Here is an 18,196-nt window from a genome sequence, read left to right on the forward strand (position 1 = left end):
CGGTTGGACGTGAAAAAGCCCGGCTGATCAGGCCGGGCTTTTTGTTTGTGCAGCGGTAGAGCGTTTGATTCAGGCGATGCGGCGTTCGATCAGACGATCCGAACCACCTTCAGCCACGCGACGTTCGATCAGGCGATCCGAACCACCTTCAGCCACGCGACGTTCGATCAGACGATCTGAACCACCTTCAGCCACACGGCGTTCGATCAGACGATCCGAACCACCTTCAGCCACACGGCGTTCGATCAGACGATCCGAACCACCTTCAGCCACGCGACGTTCGATCAGGCGATCCGAACCACCTTCAGCCACGCGACGTTCGATCAAACGATCCGAACCACCTTCAGCCACACGGCGTTCGATCAGACGATCCGAACCACCTTCAGCCACGCGACGTTCGATCAGACGATCCGAACCACCTTCAGCCACACGGCGTTCGATCAGACGATCCGAACCACCTTCAGCCACACGGCGTTCGAGCAGGCGATCAGCGCCACCTTCAGCCACACGACGTTCGATCAAACGATCCGAACCACCCTCGGCCAAGCGACTTTCAATCAACCGGTCCGAACCGCCTTCGGCGATCAGGGTATGGGCGGGTTTGGCTGCAAAAGCGTTGACTGCAAGAACCGAGAAAGCGATGCCGAGAAGGATTTGGCGTTTCATGATCGTGTGCTCCAGGGGTGTTGTTGGTTGGTATGGAGCCGATGTTACGCCGCGGATTTTTTATGAGAACTTCATTGAACTGATGGTGACTATCGACGCCAGCAATGAATGCCAGAACCCTTGTTCTAGGGCGCCAGCGGCCGAATGCACAGCTCTCCGGTGGCGCGGGTCAATGCCAGATCATGCAGCGCATCGCGGGTCAGACCACTGCGCGCCTTGGCCAGCCACGCCGGGCAGTTCGGGTCGTGGCGGTAGGGCGTGAAGTCGGCGTATTGCTGCAGCAGACGGGTTTGCAACTCATCCAGACGCGGGCGAATCTGCTTGCCCAGATCCGGGCGCGGCGTGTCCGGCGCGGCACCGGCCGCTTGCCATTGTGCGAGCAAACCGTACTGCACCAGTTTGTTGGCCTCCATCTGCGCGGCGATCAACTGCGCGACGTCCTCCGGGTCGAGCTTGCGTTCGGTGGCCAGCTTGCGGGCGTTGTCGATCACCTGCGCCTCACGAGGACTGTCCTGGATCGGCTTGCCGCTGTCCCATTTGGTCAGGGCGACGAGGTCGCCGATGTTCAGGCGTTCGTTCAACGTATTCACCAATCCTTGCACCCCCTCGGGCGAGGGGGCGGGAGCGGCGTAGGCAGTCGTCGCCAGAACAGTCAATAAGGTGCAACTCAGCAGAAATGGGGAACGGCGCATGGGAGGGATTCACTTCCTGTCGTGATAGGGGAGGCTGCGGACATTGATCAAGATGCAGATTGCGACGTTTTAATGCAAACCGGTGCGACCTGAACGGCATGGCATACCTTAGACTCTGTCATCAGCTCCCACCCGAGACGGATCCTCAATGCAAACCCCCGCCCATTCGCCCCTCTGGAAAACCTACCTGCTGTTCCTGGCCCCGATGGTGCTGTCGAACTTCCTGCAATCGATGTCGGGCACGGTCAACAGCATCTACATCGGCCAGATGCTCGGCACTCAGGCGCTGGCGGCGGTGTCGGGGATGTTTCCGATCATCTTTTTCTTCATCGCGCTGGTCATCGGCCTGGGCGCCGGGGCAGGGGTGTTGATCGGTCAGGCGTGGGGCGCGCGGGAATCGCACATGGTCAAGGCGATTGCCGGGGCGACGCTGTTGCTGGGGGTCTTGATCGGGCTGGTGGCGGCGGTGTTGGGCAGTGTGTTTGCGCGTCAGGCCTTGCAGGGTTTGGGCACGCCGGCGGATGTGCTGGACGATGCGGTGGCCTATGCCCGGGTGATGATGTGGACCTTGCCGTTTGTGCTGGTGTACGTGCTGTTCACTCAGTTGTTGCGCGGGGTGAGCGATACGCTGTCGCCGATGTTGGCGCTGCTGCTGTCGACCGTTGTCGGGCTGGCGCTGACCCCGGCGTTCATTCGCGGCTGGATCGGCTTGCCGCAACTGGGGATCCAGAGCGCGGCGGTTGCAGGTCTGGCCGGCACGCTGACGTCGATGGCGTGGCTGTCATGGAGCCTGATTCGCAAGGGCCATCCGCTGGCGCCGGATCGCGAGTTTTTCGCGGCGCTGCGACTGGACGGCGCGATTCTCGGCAAGGTGTTGCGCATCGGCTTGCCAACCGGGGTGCAGATGATCGTGCTGTCGCTGTCGGAGCTGGTGATCCTGGCGCTGGTCAACCAGCACGGCTCCCAGGCGACAGCGGCCTATGGGGCGGTGACGCAGATCGTCAATTACGTGCAGTTCCCGGCGCTGTCGATTGCGATCACCGCGTCGATCCTCGGCGCCCAGGCGATCGGTGCCGGGCGGCTGGAGCGCATGGGCCCGATCCTGCGTACCGGGCTGTGGATCAACGTGTGCCTGACCGGTGGCCTGATCCTGTCGGGTTACCTGTTGTCGCACTGGTTGCTGGGGTTGTTCCTGACCGAAGACGCGACCCGGGCGATGGCCGAGCACCTGTTGCACATCATGTTGTGGAGCCTGTTGATCTTCGGTTTCCAGGCGATCATCGGCGGCATCATGCGCGCCAGCGGCACGGTGCTGGTGCCGGTGGGCGTGGCGATCATCTGCGTGCTCGGGGTGCAGTTGCCGGCGGCCTACTGGCTGGACGGGCGGTTTGGTCTGCAGGGTGTGTGGATGGCGTTTCCGATTGCGTATCTGGGGATGCTGGTGCTGCAGACGCTGTATTACAAACGGGTCTGGCAGCATCAGAAGATTGAGCGGTTGGTGTGACGGACTGATCCAGGTGGGCGTTGGCGGGGCTGGCGCAAGTGACGGATGTTTGCTTAAGTCATTCGAGACCCATCGGGCGCCGGAGCATTGCATGTCGATTCGCTTATTGTTGGCCGCCGCGTGTAGCCTGATTGTTGCCCCTGCTGCGCATGCGGTGGAGTACACCCGGGTCAACACCACCGCCAGCCAGATCAGCTTCACTTACAGCCAGATGGGTTCGCGGATGTACGGCACCTTCGGCAAGTTCGACGCAACGCTGGATTTCGACAGCGACAATCTCGCCAATGCCCGCACCACGCTGCACATCGACCTGACCAGCATCGACGCCGGCAGTGAGGACGCCAACACCGAGCTGGTGAAACCGGCGTGGTTCGACACCGAAAAATTCCCGGTGGCGGTATTCGAATCGACCCGCTTCAGCCCGGCCGGCGCCAACCGTTATCTGGTCGACGGCCACCTCACCCTCAAAGGCATCACCCGTGAGGTGCAGGTGCCGGTGCAACTCAAACCCGACAGCAGCATCGGTATTTTTGACGGCGAACTGGTGCTCAAGCGCGACCAGTTCGGGCTCGGTGCAGGGGAGTGGGCGGACACCGTGGTGTCCAAGGACATCGACATCAAGTTCAAGGTCGTTGCCCCCGCGCAGTGACCGGCCTCAGTACGCTCGCCAATGCCCCGGCATCCAGCGCCATTGGTTGCCGGCCCAGCGGTAATGCCCGGCAACCCAGTGATAACCCGGCGCAGGTATGACCGGAACCACTTCGACGATCGGTGGTGGCCGATGCGGGCGAACCGGTTCGACGACGCAGCCCGACAGGGTGATTGCCATCAGCGTGGCAGCGAGCAGGTTTTTTGGGGAACGCAGAACGTTCATGACAACTCCTCAAGGCCTGCGTCTGGAAATGAACGCAGTTGAAAAATTGGACGCCAAATCGGCGAAAGATCCGTTCTCGGGCAGATGAAATTTTTGTCAGGCGTGCACAGGGTATGATGTCGCGGTTCGCCGCTCGCTCAACCTGCCCGGCAACTTGTGTTTTACCGTTGGAGTCCGCCCGCCATGCCCCGCATCACCCACTACAAAACCCCATGCCCCGAAGGCGTCAACAGCCAGATCCTGCAGATGGTGGTCGACAACCTGACCGACATCAGTGCCATCGGCCTCGGCCCGAGCAACCTGCTGTACAACGTCTATCAGTACGCGGTGGGCTATGAGGTGCATCTGTATCTGGAGGCGTTGAACGGCGAGAAGGGCACCGAGGTGGAACTGCTGGTGGCCACCGATGACGATGATCCGGAGCAGGTGATCGGCTTCCTGTTGTACCTGCCGGTGCAGGGTGATTGGGAGGCGTGCAACGTGGCCTATCTGGCGGTGCGCGAGGGCCATCGGCGTCAGGGCGTGGCCCGTGCGTTGATCGCGGACATGGTCGCGCGCTACCCCCATGCCGAGCTGACTTGCAGCGTCGGCAAGGTGCCGTATTTCGAGGCGCTGGGTTTTGAAGTGCTGGGCCAACTCGAAACGCAGGTGCTGATGAGCACCCGGCATTACCGCAGCAACGGGCTGCGCGGGTTTATCGACACAACGCCGATCTACCGTTCGCTGGAAGTGCAGCAGATCCACACCTACCTGCTGCAAAAGCACGGCAAGCGCGCGATGCTCGATGCCGAGAAACAGCGCGACCGGCATCTGGATCAGGTTACCCGCCGCACTGAAGAGTTTGTCCGCCAGCGCCTGACCGTTCACTGATCCGGGCAGCGGCAAAAAGCCCTTGTTGCGCTTAGCGCAGCAAGGGCTTTTTTGTGCCGGTGATTTCAGGACAGTTTCACGTTCATGGTGATTCGCGCCGTGAACACTTTCTTGCCTTCGGCGTCGTGAACATCCACCGGCACGATCTTGTCGCCTTCGGTCTGCCAGTCCAACGCTTCGCCATTGGCCACGGCGGTCACGTCGGTCTTGGCCTTGGCCAGGTATTCGACGGTCATGCCTTTGGGAATCCAGCGTGCACCAGCGGGAATCGACACGTCGGTCATCATCCCGGCCGCCAGTTCGGCGGCGTTGCACAGGGCAATGGCGTGCACGGTGCCGAGGTGGTTGGTGATCTCGCGGCGAAACGGCACTTGTACCTGCGCGGAACCTGCCCGCAACTCGGTCACCAGCGGATTGATGGTGCTGAAGTACGGCGCGACCTGGCAGGCCATCTGACTGAATGCCTGAGAACCGACGCTGTTGAACATGCTGAGAAACTGACTCATGGATGAAGCCTCGCGGTTAAGGGATTTACAGAATGATGTTCCGTTACAGAATATTATTCTGTAGCGGAACGGTATTCTGTTCGCGGGAAATCTGTCAACCTGTGCGCGTTTCGATCACCGGCACGGACGTGCCCTTTACCCGGATTCTCAAGGCCCATGGACACCGCAGATTTACTCGAACGCAGCTACCCCGGCCGCCGTGCCGAACTCAAGCGCGACATCTTTCGCAAGGCCCTGCGCCTGTTCAACGAACAGGGGATCGAGGCCACCACTATCGAAATGATCCGCGCCGAGTGCGACACCAGCGTCGGGGCGATCTACCACCATTTCGGCAACAAGGAAGGGCTGGTGGCCGCGCTGTTCTTCACCGCGCTGGAGGATCAGGCGCGCCTGCGCGACGCCTATCTGGCCGACGCGACGTCCACCGAAGAGGGCGTGCAGGCGTTGGTCTACAGCTACGTGGATTGGGTCGAGAACCAGCCGGAATGGGCGCGGTTCCAGTATCACGCGCGCTATGCCGTGACCCGGGGGCCGCACAAGGATGAACTGGCCGAGCGCAACAAGACCCGCAACCTGGGGCTGCGTACCTGGCTGGCCGAGTCCGGACGCGCAAATGAACTCAATGAATGCCCGGCCGAGCTGTTGCCGTCGCTGATCGTCGGTCAGGCCGACAGCTATTGCCGCGCGTGGCTGTCCGGGCGGGTGCAGGGCAGTCCCAAGGCTTATCGCGAATTGCTGGCCCAGGCCACGTGGCGTTCGATCCGCCGCGAACCGGAACGCTGATTTTCCGAGACAAAAAAAGAGCCTCAAGACTCTTTGATGGGGAGGAAGTAGAGCCCGCGAAGCTCAAGATGCGCATGAAGCCAGGTGCGGGCTTGATTGGGGTTCAGAGCACCCGCACCTACGCAACGGCTTGGCGGACCAAGCGACTGCGTAGCTCCATCGTAGGAAGCTGTGGTGATGCGCTCAAGTACCGTCAGTCACCTGCTTGGGTGGCGCGGGCGGCGGCTCTTTCGACCATCGCAATGATGGTGGCGAACAGCTCGTCACGAGCCTGCTCGGCGCCGATTTCGCCTGTGGCTGCTGCTTGCGACAGCGCTTCGGCGGCGCCGAGCATGGCGCGTAATCCGGCTTGGGTAATATCGCCGCCATCCGCAAAAGGCGAGAGCACGCTGCGGCATTTCTCCAGAAAGATCGCCTCGTATTCACGCTTGATCTTCTCCAGTTCCGGCGTGCTCGCCAGGGCGGCGATCACCCCCGGAATCTCGTTGCCCTGGGTCAGCACGCAATCGACATACGCCGTGGCAATCACCGTCGCAGTGCCGCTCAAGGTTGCTTCGGCATTGGCCAGCGCCGCGTCCATCAGCGCGGTCTGGCGCCGGTCGAAATCCTGATACAGCGCCGCGAGCAATCCGGCGCGGGTGGTGAAGTGGTCGTAGACCACGGGTTTGGTCACGCCGGCCTTTTCCGCCAGATAGCCGAGGGTCAGGGCATCGGTGCCTTCTTCGCGAATCAGCTGCCAGGCCATGTCGAGCAACTGGCGCTGGCGGTCTTCCCGGGACAGGCGGCGACGAGGTGGTGCGGGATTGGAGATTTCAGTGGTTGACATTGCTTATATACCAAACGTAACTTACTGAAGGTAACTTACTAGTCGTAACTTATCCAAAGGATAAGCCTTTGGTCAGCAATCACCAACCGGAGATTTCCCCATGCACGCATTGATTGTTGTCGATCACGATGATCCACGTTCGCTGACCCACTCATTGGCGCAGCAGATTGCCAAAGGACTGTCGCAAAGCGATCCGCCCAACACCTTCGAAATCGCCGACCTGCACGCCGAGGCATTCGACCCGAGATTCGGCGTGGCCGACTGGGCGGTGCATCATCGCGAGTCCGCACCACCGGCGGACGTGCTGGCCGAGCAGGCACGTATCGACCGCGCCGATGCGCTGGTACTGGTTTATCCGGTGTTCTGGTGGTCGATGCCGGCGCTGCTCAAGGGCTGGATCGACCGGGTGTTCAGCAATGGCTGGGCGTACGATTTCGATGGTGATTCGACGCACAAGAAGCTCGGACGGCTGCGTGTGCACCTGGTCGGACTCGGCGGGGCGGATGCGCGCACCTACGAGCGCCACGGCTACGGCGCGGCGATGAAGACGCAGATTGATCACGGCATCTTCGATTACTGCGGGGCGACGGTGGCGGGCTCGGCGCTGTTGCTGGAGTCCGAGTCGAGCGATCCGGCGATGCAGTTGCAGGCTGCGCGCGAAATGGGCCTCGGACTGTTCCGCTGAAACCGGCGAGGAAGTTATTCAGTGCGCTTGAAGACCAGCGCCTTCAGGCCGCTTTCAGGATCGACATCGGGAAACTCCGGTGGATTCTCCAACCGCTGCTCGAAGCGCAGGCTCGGCGCTTCCTGGGTCACGCCGTTGATCAGGAAGTCCGAACCGAACGATGGATCATTCATGCACGCCAGCACCGTGCCCTGCGCCGTCAGCAGTTCCGGCAAGCGACGCAGCACGCGCTGGTAGTCCTTGGTCAGCAGAAAGCTGCCTTTCTGGAACGACGGCGGGTCGATGATCACCAGATCGTACGGGCCGCTGTTGATCACTTTGCCCCAGGACTTGAACAGGTCATGGCCGAGAAAACTGACCTTGCTCAGGTCGTGCCCGTTCAGCCGGTGATTGTCGCGGCCCCGGCTCAGGGCGGCGCGGGACATGTCGAGGTTGACCACATGGCTGGCGCCGCCCTCGATGGCCGCCACCGAGAAGCCGCAGGTGTAGGCGAACAGGTTCAGCACCCGCTTGCCCGCCGCCTGTTCGCGCACCCAGTTGCGCCCGTAGCGCATGTCGAGAAACAGCCCGGCGTTCTGCTTGCGACCCAGATCCACCCGATATTTCAGCCCGCCCTCGACGATGGTCATCTCGTCGATTTCTTCGCCCAACAGCCATTCGGCGGTGCTCTGCGGCAGGTAACGATGCTGAATCAGCAGAGTCTGGGCGCCGGATTGCTGCCATTGCTTTGAACCGGTGATCTCCAGCAACAGACGCTTGAGGTCTTCCAGCTGCAAAGCCTCGGGCTCCTTGAACAGCGACACCAGCACCACGCCTTGCAGCCAGTCCACGGTGACTTGTTCCAGCCCCGGCCAGCAACGCCCGCGCCCATGAAACAGGCGCCGGGTTTCGACCGGTGCCGACGTCAGCGCGGTGAGCAGGTGTGCATGGAGAACGGCGAGGGCTTGAGGGTTCATCAATCGGGATCGGCCAGCGAAAGGGCGCGCATTTTAACCGCAATTTCGTACCGGCGACTGCTCATCGACCAAGTGTTATCGAAAAGACCTGTATCAAAAATGAATTTCTGTAGAAGGTGCTGCTCATACCTGATAAGCAGCGGATTCAAGCCGCTAAATCGTTCATGCAATTCAGGGAGTGCCAGTTCATGTGTCCAATTTCGACGTCGAGCGCGCACCTTCCTGGCGGATTGATTCTGGTAGTCGAGGACGATCCGTTGATTCTGGAGTTTCTGTGCGAAATTCTTCAGGAGGAAGGTTTCAAGGTCGAGCCGCAGACCAGTGCCGATGCGGCTTCGCAATATCTGGAAGAGCACGCGCCGGAAGTGGCGCTGTTGCTCACCGACATCACCATGCCCGGCACCCTTAATGGCGCGGACCTGGCCAATCTGGTCGGCGAGCGCTGGCCGGACAAACCGGTGATGGTCATGTCCGGTTATGAAACACCGGAAACCTCGGGCGTGAAGCATCCGGTGGCGTTCATCAAGAAGCCCTGGGCCATCGGCCAGTTGCTCGACTGCGTGGACGGTGCGTTCAAATCCAAGGCACCGCGTCTGCACTGAAGCGTCTAGCAAGTGCTACATTGCCGGGCATCGTTGCCCGGCCCCTTGCGAGGATGTGATCTTTTGTCAGCTCACGAGACTGTTTTCAACCGCGCGTTCGGCGCGTTTCTGTTCGACATGGACGGCACCGTCCTCAACTCCATCGCTGCCGCCGAGCGGATCTGGTCCGCCTGGGCCGTGCGCCACGGGGTGAACGTCGAAACGTTCCTGCCGACCATCCACGGCGTGCGCGCCATCGACACCATCACTCGCCTGAACCTGCCGGGCGTGGACGCCGAGGCGCAAGCGGCGTTCATCACCGAGGCGGAAATCGAAGACGTCGAAGGCATTGTCGAGATTCCGGGGGCGGCGGCGTTTCTCAAGTCGTTGCCGGCGGATCGCTGGGCCATGGTGACTTCGGCGCCACGGGATCTGGCGTTGCGGCGGATGGCGGCGGCGGGGATTCCTGAACCGGCGGTGATGATCACCGCCGAGGACGTGAGCGCCGGCAAACCGGATCCGGCCGGTTATCGTCTGGCGGCCAAACGCCTGGGCCTGGAGCCGGCGGACTGCCTGATTTTCGAAGATGCCACCGTCGGTATTCAAGCCGCTGAAGCCGCCGGCGCGCCGTTGATGGTCATCACCACGACTCACCAGCATCCGCTTGAAACCGCCCATGCGACGATTGCCAGTTACCGTGACATTGCCCTGAGCATCGACAGCAACGGCCAACTGCGTCTGCAACCTCAATAAACCCCGGGCAGCAATCGCCAGCGTCGGGCGATTTTGCATGCTTCACGTCCTTGTGAAGGGGATGGCGATTTCACTGTAGACCCGACCAATAGTCAGCACCACCGCCATTCCCGCAAGAGAGGTCTATCCTAGGCGGAGCCCTTTTTTGTGCCTACGGTGACCCGCGATGATCAATCTGGCTACGGCCCATCTGCTGACGGACTACAAGTCCTGGGCCAATCAGCGTCTGTTCGACAGCCTGCAAGCGCTGCCGGCGGGGGAGGCGACGAGGGAGCGCAAGACGGTTTTCAAGAACATGATCGGTACGCTGAACCACATCTACGTGGTCGACCGGATCTGGCAGGCGCACCTCGAAGGGCGCGACCACGGTTTCAAGACGTCCCATGATCTGGTGCACGCCGACCTCGGCGAGCTGCGCCGGGCCCAGCAGGAAGTCGACGGCTGGTATCGCTCCTGGAGCGCGCAGCAGACCGAAGCCTCGCTGAACCGCTCGATCGACTTCAAATTCGTTTCCGGCGATGGCGGCACCATGAACGCCGGGGCGATCCTGATGCACGTGATCAATCACAACAATTACCACCGTGGCTGGGTGGTGCAGATGTATTTCGAGATCCCGCAGATGCCGCCGATGACCGACCTGCCGGTTTACTTGCGCGAGGTTGATCCGGGGTTCAAGCCGATCAGTGCGCCTGTAGTGGAAGAGGCGCCGACATGTGATGGGCAATCAGCGAACGCAACCAGCGTTCCGCCGGATCGTTGTCGTTGACCCCGTTCCAGACCATCGACAGCTCCGACGGTACGATGTCGAACGGCGGGTCGTCGGCGCGCAATACGCTGCTGCCTTCGACCAGCGCACAAGCGGCGAAATCCGGCACGGTGGCCAGCATGTCGGTGCCGGCCAGAATCGCCCGCAGCGGGGCGAATTGCGGCACTGCCAGCACCACACGACGCGCGCGGTTGATCCGCGCCAGATCGTTGTCGATGGCACCGCCCAGATCCCCGGAAAATGACACCAACGCATGGGGTCGTTCGCAGTACTCGTCGAGGGTCAGTGCGCCGGGACGATCATCGCCACGCAAGATCTTGCAGCGCAGGTCCCGCAGTTTTTTGCGTTTGGCATTGGCCGGCAATTCGGTGGTGTAACTGACGCCGACGGAAATTTCCCCGGACGCCAGCATCGACGGCATCAGCAGGAAATTCACCCGGCGGATGACCACCACCACGTCCGGCGCTTCCTCGCGCAATTGCTTGAGCAGCGGGGGCAGCAGGCCGAACTCGGCGTCGTCCGACAGACCGATGCGAAACACGTCGCGGCTGGTCAACGGGTCGAAATCCTTGGCCCGGCTGACCGCCCCGGAAATGGTGTCCATTGCCGGCTGCAATTCCTTGAGGATCGCCAGCGCCCGCTGGGTCGGCTCCAGCACGCGGCCGTTGCGCACCAGCAACGGGTCGTCGAACAGGTCGCGCAGTTTCGCCAGTGAAGCACTGACGGCGGGTTGGCCGAGGAACAGCTTTTCCCCGGCGCGGGTCAGGTTCTTTTCGAACATCAGGGTTTCGAAAATCACCAACAGGTTCATGTCCACGCGACGCAGGTCATTGCGGTTCATGCCGGAAGGCTCGCTGGTTTTTTGAGTCTTTTCAGTAAAGCAGCAAAGTCTTGCGCTGTCGGGTCACTGGGCGGGATCGATGCCGGTCAAAACCTGGCGAAACGTTTCCACCAGCGGCCGCAGGTTGATCCGGTGCCACGCCGCCCACAACGGTGTGGTGAACGCCAGCCACGGCACTTCCCGCAGCACCACGCCCGGCGGTGCGTTGTGGCTCAGGCCTTTCTGGATCATCGCAATCCCCAGCCCCGAGGCGACCAGCCCCAGCGCGGTAAACGGCTCGGTGGCCTGCATCCGCACATCCGGGGTGAAGCCTGCGCGGATGCAGGCGCTGACGAACTCATCGTCGGCCCCTTGGCGTGGCTGCACGCCGATCCATTCCTGATCGGCCAGATCGGTCGGGGTCAGCGACGCCAGTTGGTTCAGCGGGTGTCCTTCGGGCAGCGCCAGCAGCATCGGATCGTCCAGCACCTGAAAGCCCAGCAGGTCAGGGTCGTCGATCGTCGGCGGTTCACTGACCAGCGCGATATCGAGGCTACGCTGACGCAGACCTTCCAGTTGTTCGGCGGAACTCAGGTTGTACAGCGCGACATGCACGTTGGGCCGATCGACCCGCAGCACGCGCAGGGCATTGGGCAAGACCCCGGCGTGCATCGCGTTTTCGATGTAGCCGATGCACAGGCCGCCTTCTTCGCCACGGCCCAGGCGTTTGCCGAGGGATTCCAGGCGATTGGCGTGGGTCAGCAGGGCGCGGGTTTCGGCAAGAAAGGTCTGGCCGTCGCGGGTCAGGCGGATACGCTGTTGGCTGCGCTCGAACAGGGTCAGGCCCAGGCGTTCTTCGAGCTGGGCGATCTGCCGGCTCAGGGGCGACTGGGAAATGTGCAGGCGCTCGGCGGCGCGGCCGACGTGTTCTTCCTCGGCGACGGCGACGAAGTAGCGCAATTGGCGGATGTCGATCATGTCAGACCTTCAGGGACTCAAGTGCTGCGGATTATGTCTTGGACGGTCTTGGTGGCGCAATCTAGGATCTGCTCAACGGTCAACACCGACCACGATTTACGAGGACAGCATCATGAGCTTGAAAGACAAACTCCCCGGCCAACTCGGCTTTGGCACCGCGCCACTGGGCAACATGTTCCGCGCCATTCCTGAAGAGGAAGCGCAGGCCACCGTGCACGCGGCGTGGGAGGCCGGGGTGCGTTACTTTGACACCGCGCCGTTCTACGGCTCGGGCCTTTCGGAAATCCGCCTCGGCGAAGCACTGTCCCGCTACCAGCGCGACGACTATGTGCTCAGCACCAAGGTTGGCCGGGTGATTCTCGATGAAGTCGAAGACGCCGCCGCCCGGGATCTGGGGGAAAAAAGTGGGGTGTTCGAACACGGCCGCCCGAACAAAATCGTCAACGACTACAGCGCCGACGCCACGTTGCGCTCGATCGAAGACAGCCTCAAACGTCTGAAAACCGATCGCCTCGACATCGTCTGGGTTCACGACATCGCTCAGGATTTCTACGGCGACCAATGGCTGGAGTACTTCAATCAGGCCCGCACCGGCGCCTTCAAAGTCCTGACCCGCCTGCGTGAAGAAGGTGTGATCAAGGGTTGGGGCCTGGGCGTGAACAAGGTCGAGCCGTGCGAGTTGACGCTGGACCTGACCGAAGCGCAGCCTGACGGCTTCCTGCTGGCCGGCCGCTACACTTTGCTCGACCACGACCGCGCTCTGCAGCGTTTGATGGATTCGGCGCGGGCACAGAATGTCGAGATTGTTGTCGGCGGCCCCTACAGCTCGGGGATCCTGGCCGGCGGCGCGCACTTCGAATACCAGAAGGCCAGCCCTGAGATCGTGGCGAAGGTCGAGCAGATCAAACGCATCGCCGCGGCCCATGGCGTGGATGTCAAAGCGGCTGCACTACAATTCTCGCTGGCCAATCCGGCTGTGGCAGCCGTGATTCCCGGCGCGAGCAAACCGGGGCGCATCGCTGAAGATGTGGCGGCGCTGTCGGCGGTTATTCCGGCCGGTTTCTGGCAGGCCATGCGTGAAGCGAGACTGGTGTCCGAACGTGCACCATTACCCATCGACGAGGTGAAAGCATGAAGATCGATCTGAGCGGAAAACTGGCGATTGTCAGCGGCAGCACGGCGGGCATCGGTTTGGGCATCAGCCAGTCGCTGGCCGAGGCGGGCGCCACGGTGGTGGTGATCGGTCGCGACGCGGCCAAGGTCGAACAGGCGCTGGCGAGCATTCGTGACAAGGTGCCGGGCGCGCAACTGCGCGGTCTGACGGCGGATCTGGGCACGGCCGAAGGCGCGCAGAAACTGTTCGCCGCCGAACCGAAAGCCGACATCCTGGTGAATAACCTCGGGATCTACAACGCCGTGGATTTCTTCGACGCGCCGGACGATGAATGGACGCGCTTCTATGAAATCAACGTGATTTCCGGCGTACGCCTGTCGCGGCATTACGTGCCGGCGATGGTCGAGCAGGGCTGGGGCCGGGTGATCTTCCTGTCTTCGGAATCCGGCGTGGCCACCCCGGCCGACATGATCAACTACGGCGTGACCAAAAGCGCCAACCTCGCGGTGTCCCATGGCCTGGCCAAACGTCTGGCGGGCACCGGGGTGACGGTCAATGCGATTTTGCCGGGGCCGACCTTCACCGACGGTGTCGAGGAAATGCTCAAGGATGCCGCCGCCGAGTCCGGCCGCAGCCTGCGGGACGAGGCTGACGCCTTTGTGCGCCGGGCTCGTCCGAGCTCGATCATCCAGCGCGTGGCGGATGTCGAAGAGGTCGCGCACCTGGTCACCTACATCGCTTCACCACTGTCTTCAGCCACCACTGGCGCCGCGTTGCGGGTCGACGGCGGCGTGGTCGACAGCCTGACTATCTGAATTTATTGAGAGAGACTTTTTAGTTATGGCAACAGCATCAGCAACGATCGAGATCCCGGCTTCGGCCGATCAGGTCTGGCAATTGATTGGCGGCTTCAACACTCTGCCGGACTGGCTGCCGTTCATTCCCAGCAGCGAGTTGAGTGAAGGCGGGCGTGTACGCACTTTGCAAACCGCTGACGGTGGGGTGGTGGTCGAGCGTCTGGAGACGTTCGATAACGCGGGCAAAACCTACAGCTATTCGATTTTGCAGGCACCGTTTCCGGCCACTGATTATCTGGCGACGATTCGTGTTGAAGCCCAAGGGCAGGGCGCGAAGGTGACGTGGTCGGGACGCTTCACGGCTAAGGGCGTGAGCGATGAGGAAGTGGTGGCGCTGTTCAGCGGGATCTATCAGGGGGGGCTTGAGGCACTGCGCGCGAACTACCCCGCCTGAGTTTGTAATGATCGTTCCCACGCAGAGTGTGGGAACGATCTATCTCAAGACTGTGAAATCAGGCGCTGCCGACAATCCAGCACCAGCATCGCCCCGCCCAGATCGCTGCGTCCCACCTCAAGACTGAACCCATGCAGGTTGACGATCGCCGCAACGATCGACAGCCCCAGGCCAAAACCATTTTGCAGTTGCCCGCCCTCGGCGCGGTAGAAACGCTGGAACACCGCCTCCCGTTCGGACTCGGGAATCCCGGGACCGGAGTCGTGCACTTCGATCCGCGTATGCCCCGCATCATTGACCCCGCGCAACACCACCGTGCCACCGGCCGGGGTGAACTTGATCGAGTTGCTCAACAGGTTCGCCAGTGCTTCAAACAGCAATGCCCGATCACCGTTGAGCATCGGCAGGGTTTCCGGCATGTTCAGCTCGAAACGCAACTCGTCGTCTTCGGCCAGCGGCAGATAGAACTCGTGCAGTTCCTGCAGCAACAACACCGGATCGAGCTCGACAAACCCCGAGCGCCGCTGACGATCCTCCAGCTCCGAAATCCTCAGCAGCCCGCGAAACCGCGCCATCAGCGTATCGGCCTCGGCCAGCACCAGATCCAGTTGCGCCGCTTCCGGCGAGCCTTCGCCGGCCTGCTGTTGCATGCGATACAACTGGGCGCGCAGACGGGTCAGCGGGGTGCGCAGGTCATGGGCGATGTTGTCGCACACGCCTTTGACTTCATTCATCAAGCGCTCGATGCGATCAAGCATGGCGTTGACGATGGCGGCGAGCATGTCCAGCTCATCGCGGCGATTGGACAGTGGCAAACGGTGAGTCAGGTCGCCGGCGACAATCGACTGGGCGCTGGCCTGGATCGCCCGAATCCGCCGCAGCGGTCGACGACGCAGCAAATGCCAGCCGATGACCCCCGGCACAATCGTCAGCGACACGCCCCAGAGCAATGCATGCAGAATGATCTTCGTCACCGCGAACAGCGAGCCGTTATCGCGCAACAACACCAGCCAGCGGCCGTCGCGGGTCGGGGTGGCGACCGCGTCGCAGCTGTCGTTGGGCAGGGTCGGGTCGTCGGAGTCAGCGCATTCGCTGAGCATGTGGATCTTGCCGTCCAGCGGCAGGCCCTCGGGGATTCTCTGCAACGCGCCACCCAGGTAGCGGTGCTGGGCGTCAAACAGGCCGTAGGCGTCGATGCCGCGAATGTCGAAGGTCATGCTGGCGGCGAGCGCGTCTTCCAGCTGATCGCCGCGAAAATGCGAAAACAGGTGCTGACGTTGCATCAGCGAGTGCTTGGCCAGGTTGTCGAGATAACCGGACACCTCGAAGTACATGACCCCCATGAGGATCGCGCTCCAGGCCACGAACAACGAACTGTACAGCGCCAGCAAGCGGCTGCTGGAAGAACGCCAACCGTCAGACGGGTTCGGCAATGACATAACCCGAGCCTCGCACCGTGCGGATCAGCGGGACGTTGCCCGGCGGGTCGATCTTCTTGCGCAGGCGGCCGATGTGCACGTCGATCAGGTTGGTACCAGGGTCGAAGTGATAGCCCCAGACCTCTTCGAAAATCATCATCCGCGACAGGATCTGGCCGCTGTTGCGCATCAGAAATTCCAGCAATTTGTACTCGGTCGGCAGCAGCGTCAGCACCTGTTCGGCGCGACGGGCTTCGTGGCTGATCAGATCAAGTTGCAGATCCGCCACCTGCAACGTGGTCGGTTGTGCGCCACTGCTGTTCTGCCGACGCAGCAACACTTCGACCCGGGCGGCCATTTCATCGGTGGCGAACGGTTTGGTCAGGTAGTCATCGCCGCCGGCGCGCAAGCCACGCACACGCTCGTCGACGTCGGAGAGGGCGCTGATCATCAGGATCGGCGTGGCCACCCCCATGGTGCGCAGGGTGGTGACGATGGCCAGGCCATCGAGTTCCGGCAGCATGCGGTCGAGGGTGATCAGGTCGTAGTTGCCGCTGACGGCGCGGTCCAGGCCTTCACGGCCGTTGTCGACCCAGTCCACGTCGAGGCCGTGGCTGCTCAGTTCGGCGACAATTTCCCGGGCGGTCACGGCGTCGTCTTCAATGGTGAGGATGCGAGTCATGGTGGGCCTGCTGGTCTGTTCAAACGCAATGACAGCATTTTGCCAAGATTTTGCGCCGGCGCTTTAAATTAACTTTCATGTTCTAGCGGCGACACACGCCACGACCGGGCTTTTGTGCCAATGCATAAAACCCGCTGTTAATGCCCGTTTTTTGCAATTTGCATGGATCCGAGAAGTTCACTCTTTTTAAGTGTTTGAATCAAAACGGTTTATTTAATGTTGGCGACTGGCACGGTCACTGCAATTCCTCTGATGACGAGTTGTAACACCATTTTTCATGCCTGGAGCACTACAACAATGAATAGATCCTCTGATGGGTTTTATCCTGCCTACGAAGGAGAGTCGAGCAACGTCTCGGGCGTGTCCTGGGGCGCGATCTTCGCCGGGGCTGCCGCTGCAGCGGCACTGTCGCTGATTCTGGTGCTGCTGGGTTTCGGTCTGGGCTTCTCCGCCGTTTCACCGTGGGCCGGGGAGGGCGTCAGCGCCAAAGGCCTGGGCATTTCCACCATCATCTGGCTGGCCGCCACGCAAATCATCGCTTCGGGCCTGGGTGGCTACATCGCCGGTCGCCTGCGGGTGAAGTGGGCCAACATGCACGGTGACGAGGTGTACTTTCGCGACACCGCTCATGGCTTCCTCGCCTGGTGTGTGGCGACGTTGGTCACCGCGACACTGGTGGTTGGCTCGGTGAGCAGCATCGTCAGCGGTGGCTTGCAGGCCGGTGCCAGTGTTGCCGGCGGCGCGGCCGGTGCCATGACGCAAGCAGCCGGCACGGCGGCGGGCAATACCGACAGTGACCCGTACGGTTACTTCGTCGACAGCCTGTTTCGCGATGATCGTCCCGCTGCCGTCAGCGATGACGCCGCCCGTGGCACCGTGACCCGGATCTTTGCCCAGAGCCTGGCCAACGGCCAGCTCAGCGCTGAAGACCGTACATACCTCGCCCAACTGGTCGCCCAGCGTACCAACCTGACCCAGGCCGATGCCGAACGTCGGGTCGATGAAATCTATGCCCGCACCCAAAAGGCAATCGCCGACGCCAAGGTGAAAGCGCAACAAGCCGCCGACACTGCCGCCAAAGTCGCTGCCTGGACGACGCTGTGGATGTTCATCGCGCTGCTGGCCGGTGCGTTCTTCGCCAGTCTTTCGGCAACCTTCGGCGGTCGCCGCCGGGACGCGGTCGAGTACGTCGAAGTCGAAACCTACACCACGAGCAACCTGCCGCCAGTCCGTTAATCAAGGAGAATCACCATGCGCTCACTTCTGCTGTTTTTCCTCGGCGTACCGATCCCGATCATCATCCTGATCGCCCTGTTCGTGCACTGATTCCTTGAGGCACATGCCTTGGCCGCTTCCACCTTCGGGTTGAAGCGGCTTTTTGCTTTCTACGCAGTGTCGAGTTCGCAGAACCCTACAGTCATTTCCATGGCCTGGATCAATATTCGTCGGCGCAATATCCCCTACCGTGAAA

The 18,196-nt window shown here is 61.7% G+C and carries 22 protein-coding genes; 12 read left to right on the forward strand and 10 right to left on the reverse strand.

The features are described from left to right. Positions 1-69: 69 nt before the first annotated feature. Both L6D81_RS01385 and L6D81_RS01390 read right to left on the reverse strand, forming a co-directional pair. Positions 70-666, reverse strand: coding sequence for a phage infection protein (locus tag L6D81_RS01385; protein WP_236177592.1), 597 nt, complete (start codon positions 664-666; stop codon positions 70-72). A gap of 125 nt (positions 667-791) precedes the next feature. Then, positions 792-1,358 carry a chorismate mutase gene (locus L6D81_RS01390; protein WP_236177593.1) on the reverse strand — a complete coding sequence of 189 codons (567 nt, stop codon included), beginning with the start codon at positions 1,356-1,358 and terminating at the stop codon, positions 792-794. Between the two features lie 148 nt (positions 1,359-1,506). On the opposite strand from L6D81_RS01390, the gene L6D81_RS01395 reads away from it, so the two are divergent. Together L6D81_RS01395 and L6D81_RS01400 are read left to right on the forward strand one after the other, a co-directional pair. Further along, the gene (locus L6D81_RS01395) at positions 1,507-2,862 is read left to right on the forward strand and encodes an MATE family efflux transporter (RefSeq protein ID WP_236177594.1); all 1,356 of its coding nucleotides are present in this window, start codon (positions 1,507-1,509) and stop codon (positions 2,860-2,862) included. Between the two features lie 91 nt (positions 2,863-2,953). Further along, on the forward strand, positions 2,954-3,511 hold the full coding sequence (locus L6D81_RS01400) for a YceI family protein (RefSeq protein WP_236177595.1): 558 nt from the start codon (positions 2,954-2,956) through the stop codon (positions 3,509-3,511). Between the two features lie 6 nt (positions 3,512-3,517). On the opposite strand, the gene L6D81_RS01405 is transcribed toward L6D81_RS01400, so the two are convergent. Continuing rightward, positions 3,518-3,736: a YXWGXW repeat-containing protein gene (locus L6D81_RS01405; RefSeq protein WP_236177596.1), complete on the reverse strand. Its 219-nt coding sequence runs from the start codon at positions 3,734-3,736 to the stop codon at positions 3,518-3,520. Positions 3,737-3,919: 183 nt separating this feature from the next. Here L6D81_RS01405 and L6D81_RS01410 point away from each other — a divergent pair, with 183 nt between their 5' ends. Next, on the forward strand, positions 3,920-4,606 hold the full coding sequence (locus tag L6D81_RS01410; RefSeq protein WP_236177597.1) for a GNAT family N-acetyltransferase: 687 nt from the start codon (positions 3,920-3,922) through the stop codon (positions 4,604-4,606). A gap of 65 nt (positions 4,607-4,671) precedes the next feature. Here the strand turns inward: L6D81_RS01410 and L6D81_RS01415 are convergent, their stop codons facing one another. Next, the gene (locus L6D81_RS01415) at positions 4,672-5,112 is read right to left on the reverse strand and encodes a hotdog fold domain-containing protein (RefSeq protein WP_085602607.1); all 441 of its coding nucleotides are present in this window, start codon (positions 5,110-5,112) and stop codon (positions 4,672-4,674) included. Between the two features lie 156 nt (positions 5,113-5,268). On the opposite strand from L6D81_RS01415, the gene L6D81_RS01420 reads away from it, so the two are divergent. Then, on the forward strand, positions 5,269-5,895 hold the full coding sequence (locus L6D81_RS01420) for a TetR/AcrR family transcriptional regulator (protein ID WP_236177598.1): 627 nt from the start codon (positions 5,269-5,271) through the stop codon (positions 5,893-5,895). Between the two features lie 193 nt (positions 5,896-6,088). On the opposite strand, the gene L6D81_RS01425 is transcribed toward L6D81_RS01420, so the two are convergent. Continuing rightward, positions 6,089-6,721 carry a TetR/AcrR family transcriptional regulator gene (locus L6D81_RS01425; protein ID WP_236177599.1) on the reverse strand — a complete coding sequence of 211 codons (633 nt, stop codon included), beginning with the start codon at positions 6,719-6,721 and terminating at the stop codon, positions 6,089-6,091. A gap of 100 nt (positions 6,722-6,821) precedes the next feature. On the opposite strand from L6D81_RS01425, the gene L6D81_RS01430 reads away from it, so the two are divergent. Continuing rightward, positions 6,822-7,406, forward strand: a complete 585-nt coding sequence (locus L6D81_RS01430) for an NAD(P)H-dependent oxidoreductase (RefSeq protein ID WP_236177600.1) — start codon at positions 6,822-6,824, stop codon at positions 7,404-7,406. A gap of 14 nt (positions 7,407-7,420) precedes the next feature. Here the strand turns inward: L6D81_RS01430 and L6D81_RS01435 are convergent, their stop codons facing one another. Beyond that, positions 7,421-8,362, reverse strand: coding sequence for a class I SAM-dependent methyltransferase (locus tag L6D81_RS01435; RefSeq protein ID WP_236177601.1), 942 nt, complete (start codon positions 8,360-8,362; stop codon positions 7,421-7,423). 188 nt (positions 8,363-8,550) lie between these two features. Between L6D81_RS01435 and L6D81_RS01440 the strand changes: the two genes are divergently transcribed. The 3 genes from L6D81_RS01440 to L6D81_RS01450 all read left to right on the forward strand — a co-directional run bounded on the left by L6D81_RS01440 (position 8,551) and on the right by L6D81_RS01450 (position 10,462). Then, positions 8,551-8,964 (forward strand): response regulator, encoded by a 414-nt coding sequence (locus L6D81_RS01440; protein WP_085746029.1) that lies wholly within the window; start codon positions 8,551-8,553, stop codon positions 8,962-8,964. A gap of 63 nt (positions 8,965-9,027) precedes the next feature. After that, on the forward strand, positions 9,028-9,696 hold the full coding sequence (locus L6D81_RS01445) for an HAD family hydrolase (RefSeq protein ID WP_236177602.1): 669 nt from the start codon (positions 9,028-9,030) through the stop codon (positions 9,694-9,696). A gap of 166 nt (positions 9,697-9,862) precedes the next feature. Continuing rightward, the gene (locus L6D81_RS01450; protein ID WP_236177603.1) at positions 9,863-10,462 is read left to right on the forward strand and encodes a DinB family protein; all 600 of its coding nucleotides are present in this window, start codon (positions 9,863-9,865) and stop codon (positions 10,460-10,462) included. Here L6D81_RS01450 and L6D81_RS01455 read toward each other — a convergent pair. Further along, the gene (locus L6D81_RS01455; RefSeq protein WP_236177604.1) at positions 10,377-11,303 is read right to left on the reverse strand and encodes a LysR substrate-binding domain-containing protein; all 927 of its coding nucleotides are present in this window, start codon (positions 11,301-11,303) and stop codon (positions 10,377-10,379) included. The genes L6D81_RS01450 and L6D81_RS01455 overlap by 86 nt on opposite strands. Before the next feature lie 63 nt (positions 11,304-11,366). Further along, positions 11,367-12,260, reverse strand: a complete 894-nt coding sequence (locus L6D81_RS01460) for a LysR substrate-binding domain-containing protein (protein ID WP_236177605.1) — start codon at positions 12,258-12,260, stop codon at positions 11,367-11,369. A 112-nt stretch (positions 12,261-12,372) separates the two neighbouring features. On the opposite strand from L6D81_RS01460, the gene L6D81_RS01465 reads away from it, so the two are divergent. From L6D81_RS01465 to L6D81_RS01475, 3 genes are read left to right on the forward strand one after another with little or no spacing between them, the layout of a single operon-like run. Further along, entirely contained in the window at positions 12,373-13,395 is a 1,023-nt protein-coding gene (locus tag L6D81_RS01465; protein WP_236177606.1) for an aldo/keto reductase, read from the forward strand. Then, positions 13,392-14,189, forward strand: a complete 798-nt coding sequence (locus tag L6D81_RS01470) for an SDR family NAD(P)-dependent oxidoreductase (protein WP_007952959.1) — start codon at positions 13,392-13,394, stop codon at positions 14,187-14,189. The genes L6D81_RS01465 and L6D81_RS01470 overlap by 4 nt, the downstream gene beginning before the upstream one ends. 25 nt (positions 14,190-14,214) lie before the next feature. Further along, the gene (locus tag L6D81_RS01475; protein ID WP_236177607.1) at positions 14,215-14,625 is read left to right on the forward strand and encodes an SRPBCC family protein; all 411 of its coding nucleotides are present in this window, start codon (positions 14,215-14,217) and stop codon (positions 14,623-14,625) included. A gap of 44 nt (positions 14,626-14,669) precedes the next feature. On the opposite strand, the gene L6D81_RS01480 is transcribed toward L6D81_RS01475, so the two are convergent. Beyond that, positions 14,670-16,064 (reverse strand): sensor histidine kinase, encoded by a 1,395-nt coding sequence (locus L6D81_RS01480; protein ID WP_236177608.1) that lies wholly within the window; start codon positions 16,062-16,064, stop codon positions 14,670-14,672. Continuing rightward, positions 16,042-16,725, reverse strand: a complete 684-nt coding sequence (locus tag L6D81_RS01485; RefSeq protein WP_163975772.1) for a response regulator transcription factor — start codon at positions 16,723-16,725, stop codon at positions 16,042-16,044. The genes L6D81_RS01480 and L6D81_RS01485 overlap by 23 nt, the downstream gene beginning before the upstream one ends. Positions 16,726-17,022: 297 nt before the next feature. Between L6D81_RS01485 and L6D81_RS01490 the strand changes: the two genes are divergently transcribed. Then, positions 17,023-17,961: a hypothetical protein gene (locus L6D81_RS01490; RefSeq protein WP_236177609.1), complete on the forward strand. Its 939-nt coding sequence runs from the start codon at positions 17,023-17,025 to the stop codon at positions 17,959-17,961. The last annotated feature ends 235 nt before the right edge of the window (positions 17,962-18,196 follow it).

Source organism: Pseudomonas sputi, from assembly GCF_021603585.1.
In the GTDB taxonomy this organism is placed as follows: domain Bacteria; phylum Pseudomonadota; class Gammaproteobacteria; order Pseudomonadales; family Pseudomonadaceae; genus Aquipseudomonas; species Aquipseudomonas sputi.

What these genes read in the sequence shown, in the direction of transcription:
- L6D81_RS01490 (WP_236177609.1), top strand. Translation starts at nt 17,023, where the DNA reads ATGAATAGATCCTCTGATGGGTTTTATCCTGCCTACGAAGGAGAGTCG.
- L6D81_RS01440 (WP_085746029.1), top strand. Translation starts at nt 8,551, where the DNA reads ATGTGTCCAATTTCGACGTCGAGCGCGCACCTTCCTGGCGGATTGATT.
- L6D81_RS01405 (WP_236177596.1), bottom strand. Translation starts at nt 3,736, where the DNA reads ATGAACGTTCTGCGTTCCCCAAAAAACCTGCTCGCTGCCACGCTGATG.
- L6D81_RS01480 (WP_236177608.1), bottom strand. Translation starts at nt 16,064, where the DNA reads ATGTCATTGCCGAACCCGTCTGACGGTTGGCGTTCTTCCAGCAGCCGC.
- L6D81_RS01485 (WP_163975772.1), bottom strand. Translation starts at nt 16,725, where the DNA reads ATGACTCGCATCCTCACCATTGAAGACGACGCCGTGACCGCCCGGGAA.
- L6D81_RS01425 (WP_236177599.1), bottom strand. Translation starts at nt 6,721, where the DNA reads ATGTCAACCACTGAAATCTCCAATCCCGCACCACCTCGTCGCCGCCTG.
- L6D81_RS01430 (WP_236177600.1), top strand. Translation starts at nt 6,822, where the DNA reads ATGCACGCATTGATTGTTGTCGATCACGATGATCCACGTTCGCTGACC.
- L6D81_RS01460 (WP_236177605.1), bottom strand. Translation starts at nt 12,260, where the DNA reads ATGATCGACATCCGCCAATTGCGCTACTTCGTCGCCGTCGCCGAGGAA.
- L6D81_RS01465 (WP_236177606.1), top strand. Translation starts at nt 12,373, where the DNA reads ATGAGCTTGAAAGACAAACTCCCCGGCCAACTCGGCTTTGGCACCGCG.
- L6D81_RS01420 (WP_236177598.1), top strand. Translation starts at nt 5,269, where the DNA reads ATGGACACCGCAGATTTACTCGAACGCAGCTACCCCGGCCGCCGTGCC.
- L6D81_RS01470 (WP_007952959.1), top strand. Translation starts at nt 13,392, where the DNA reads ATGAAGATCGATCTGAGCGGAAAACTGGCGATTGTCAGCGGCAGCACG.
- L6D81_RS01385 (WP_236177592.1), bottom strand. Translation starts at nt 666, where the DNA reads ATGAAACGCCAAATCCTTCTCGGCATCGCTTTCTCGGTTCTTGCAGTC.
- L6D81_RS01450 (WP_236177603.1), top strand. Translation starts at nt 9,863, where the DNA reads ATGATCAATCTGGCTACGGCCCATCTGCTGACGGACTACAAGTCCTGG.
- L6D81_RS01395 (WP_236177594.1), top strand. Translation starts at nt 1,507, where the DNA reads ATGCAAACCCCCGCCCATTCGCCCCTCTGGAAAACCTACCTGCTGTTC.
- L6D81_RS01415 (WP_085602607.1), bottom strand. Translation starts at nt 5,112, where the DNA reads ATGAGTCAGTTTCTCAGCATGTTCAACAGCGTCGGTTCTCAGGCATTC.
- L6D81_RS01435 (WP_236177601.1), bottom strand. Translation starts at nt 8,362, where the DNA reads ATGAACCCTCAAGCCCTCGCCGTTCTCCATGCACACCTGCTCACCGCG.
- L6D81_RS01475 (WP_236177607.1), top strand. Translation starts at nt 14,215, where the DNA reads ATGGCAACAGCATCAGCAACGATCGAGATCCCGGCTTCGGCCGATCAG.
- L6D81_RS01390 (WP_236177593.1), bottom strand. Translation starts at nt 1,358, where the DNA reads ATGCGCCGTTCCCCATTTCTGCTGAGTTGCACCTTATTGACTGTTCTG.
- L6D81_RS01455 (WP_236177604.1), bottom strand. Translation starts at nt 11,303, where the DNA reads ATGAACCGCAATGACCTGCGTCGCGTGGACATGAACCTGTTGGTGATT.
- L6D81_RS01410 (WP_236177597.1), top strand. Translation starts at nt 3,920, where the DNA reads ATGCCCCGCATCACCCACTACAAAACCCCATGCCCCGAAGGCGTCAAC.
- L6D81_RS01400 (WP_236177595.1), top strand. Translation starts at nt 2,954, where the DNA reads ATGTCGATTCGCTTATTGTTGGCCGCCGCGTGTAGCCTGATTGTTGCC.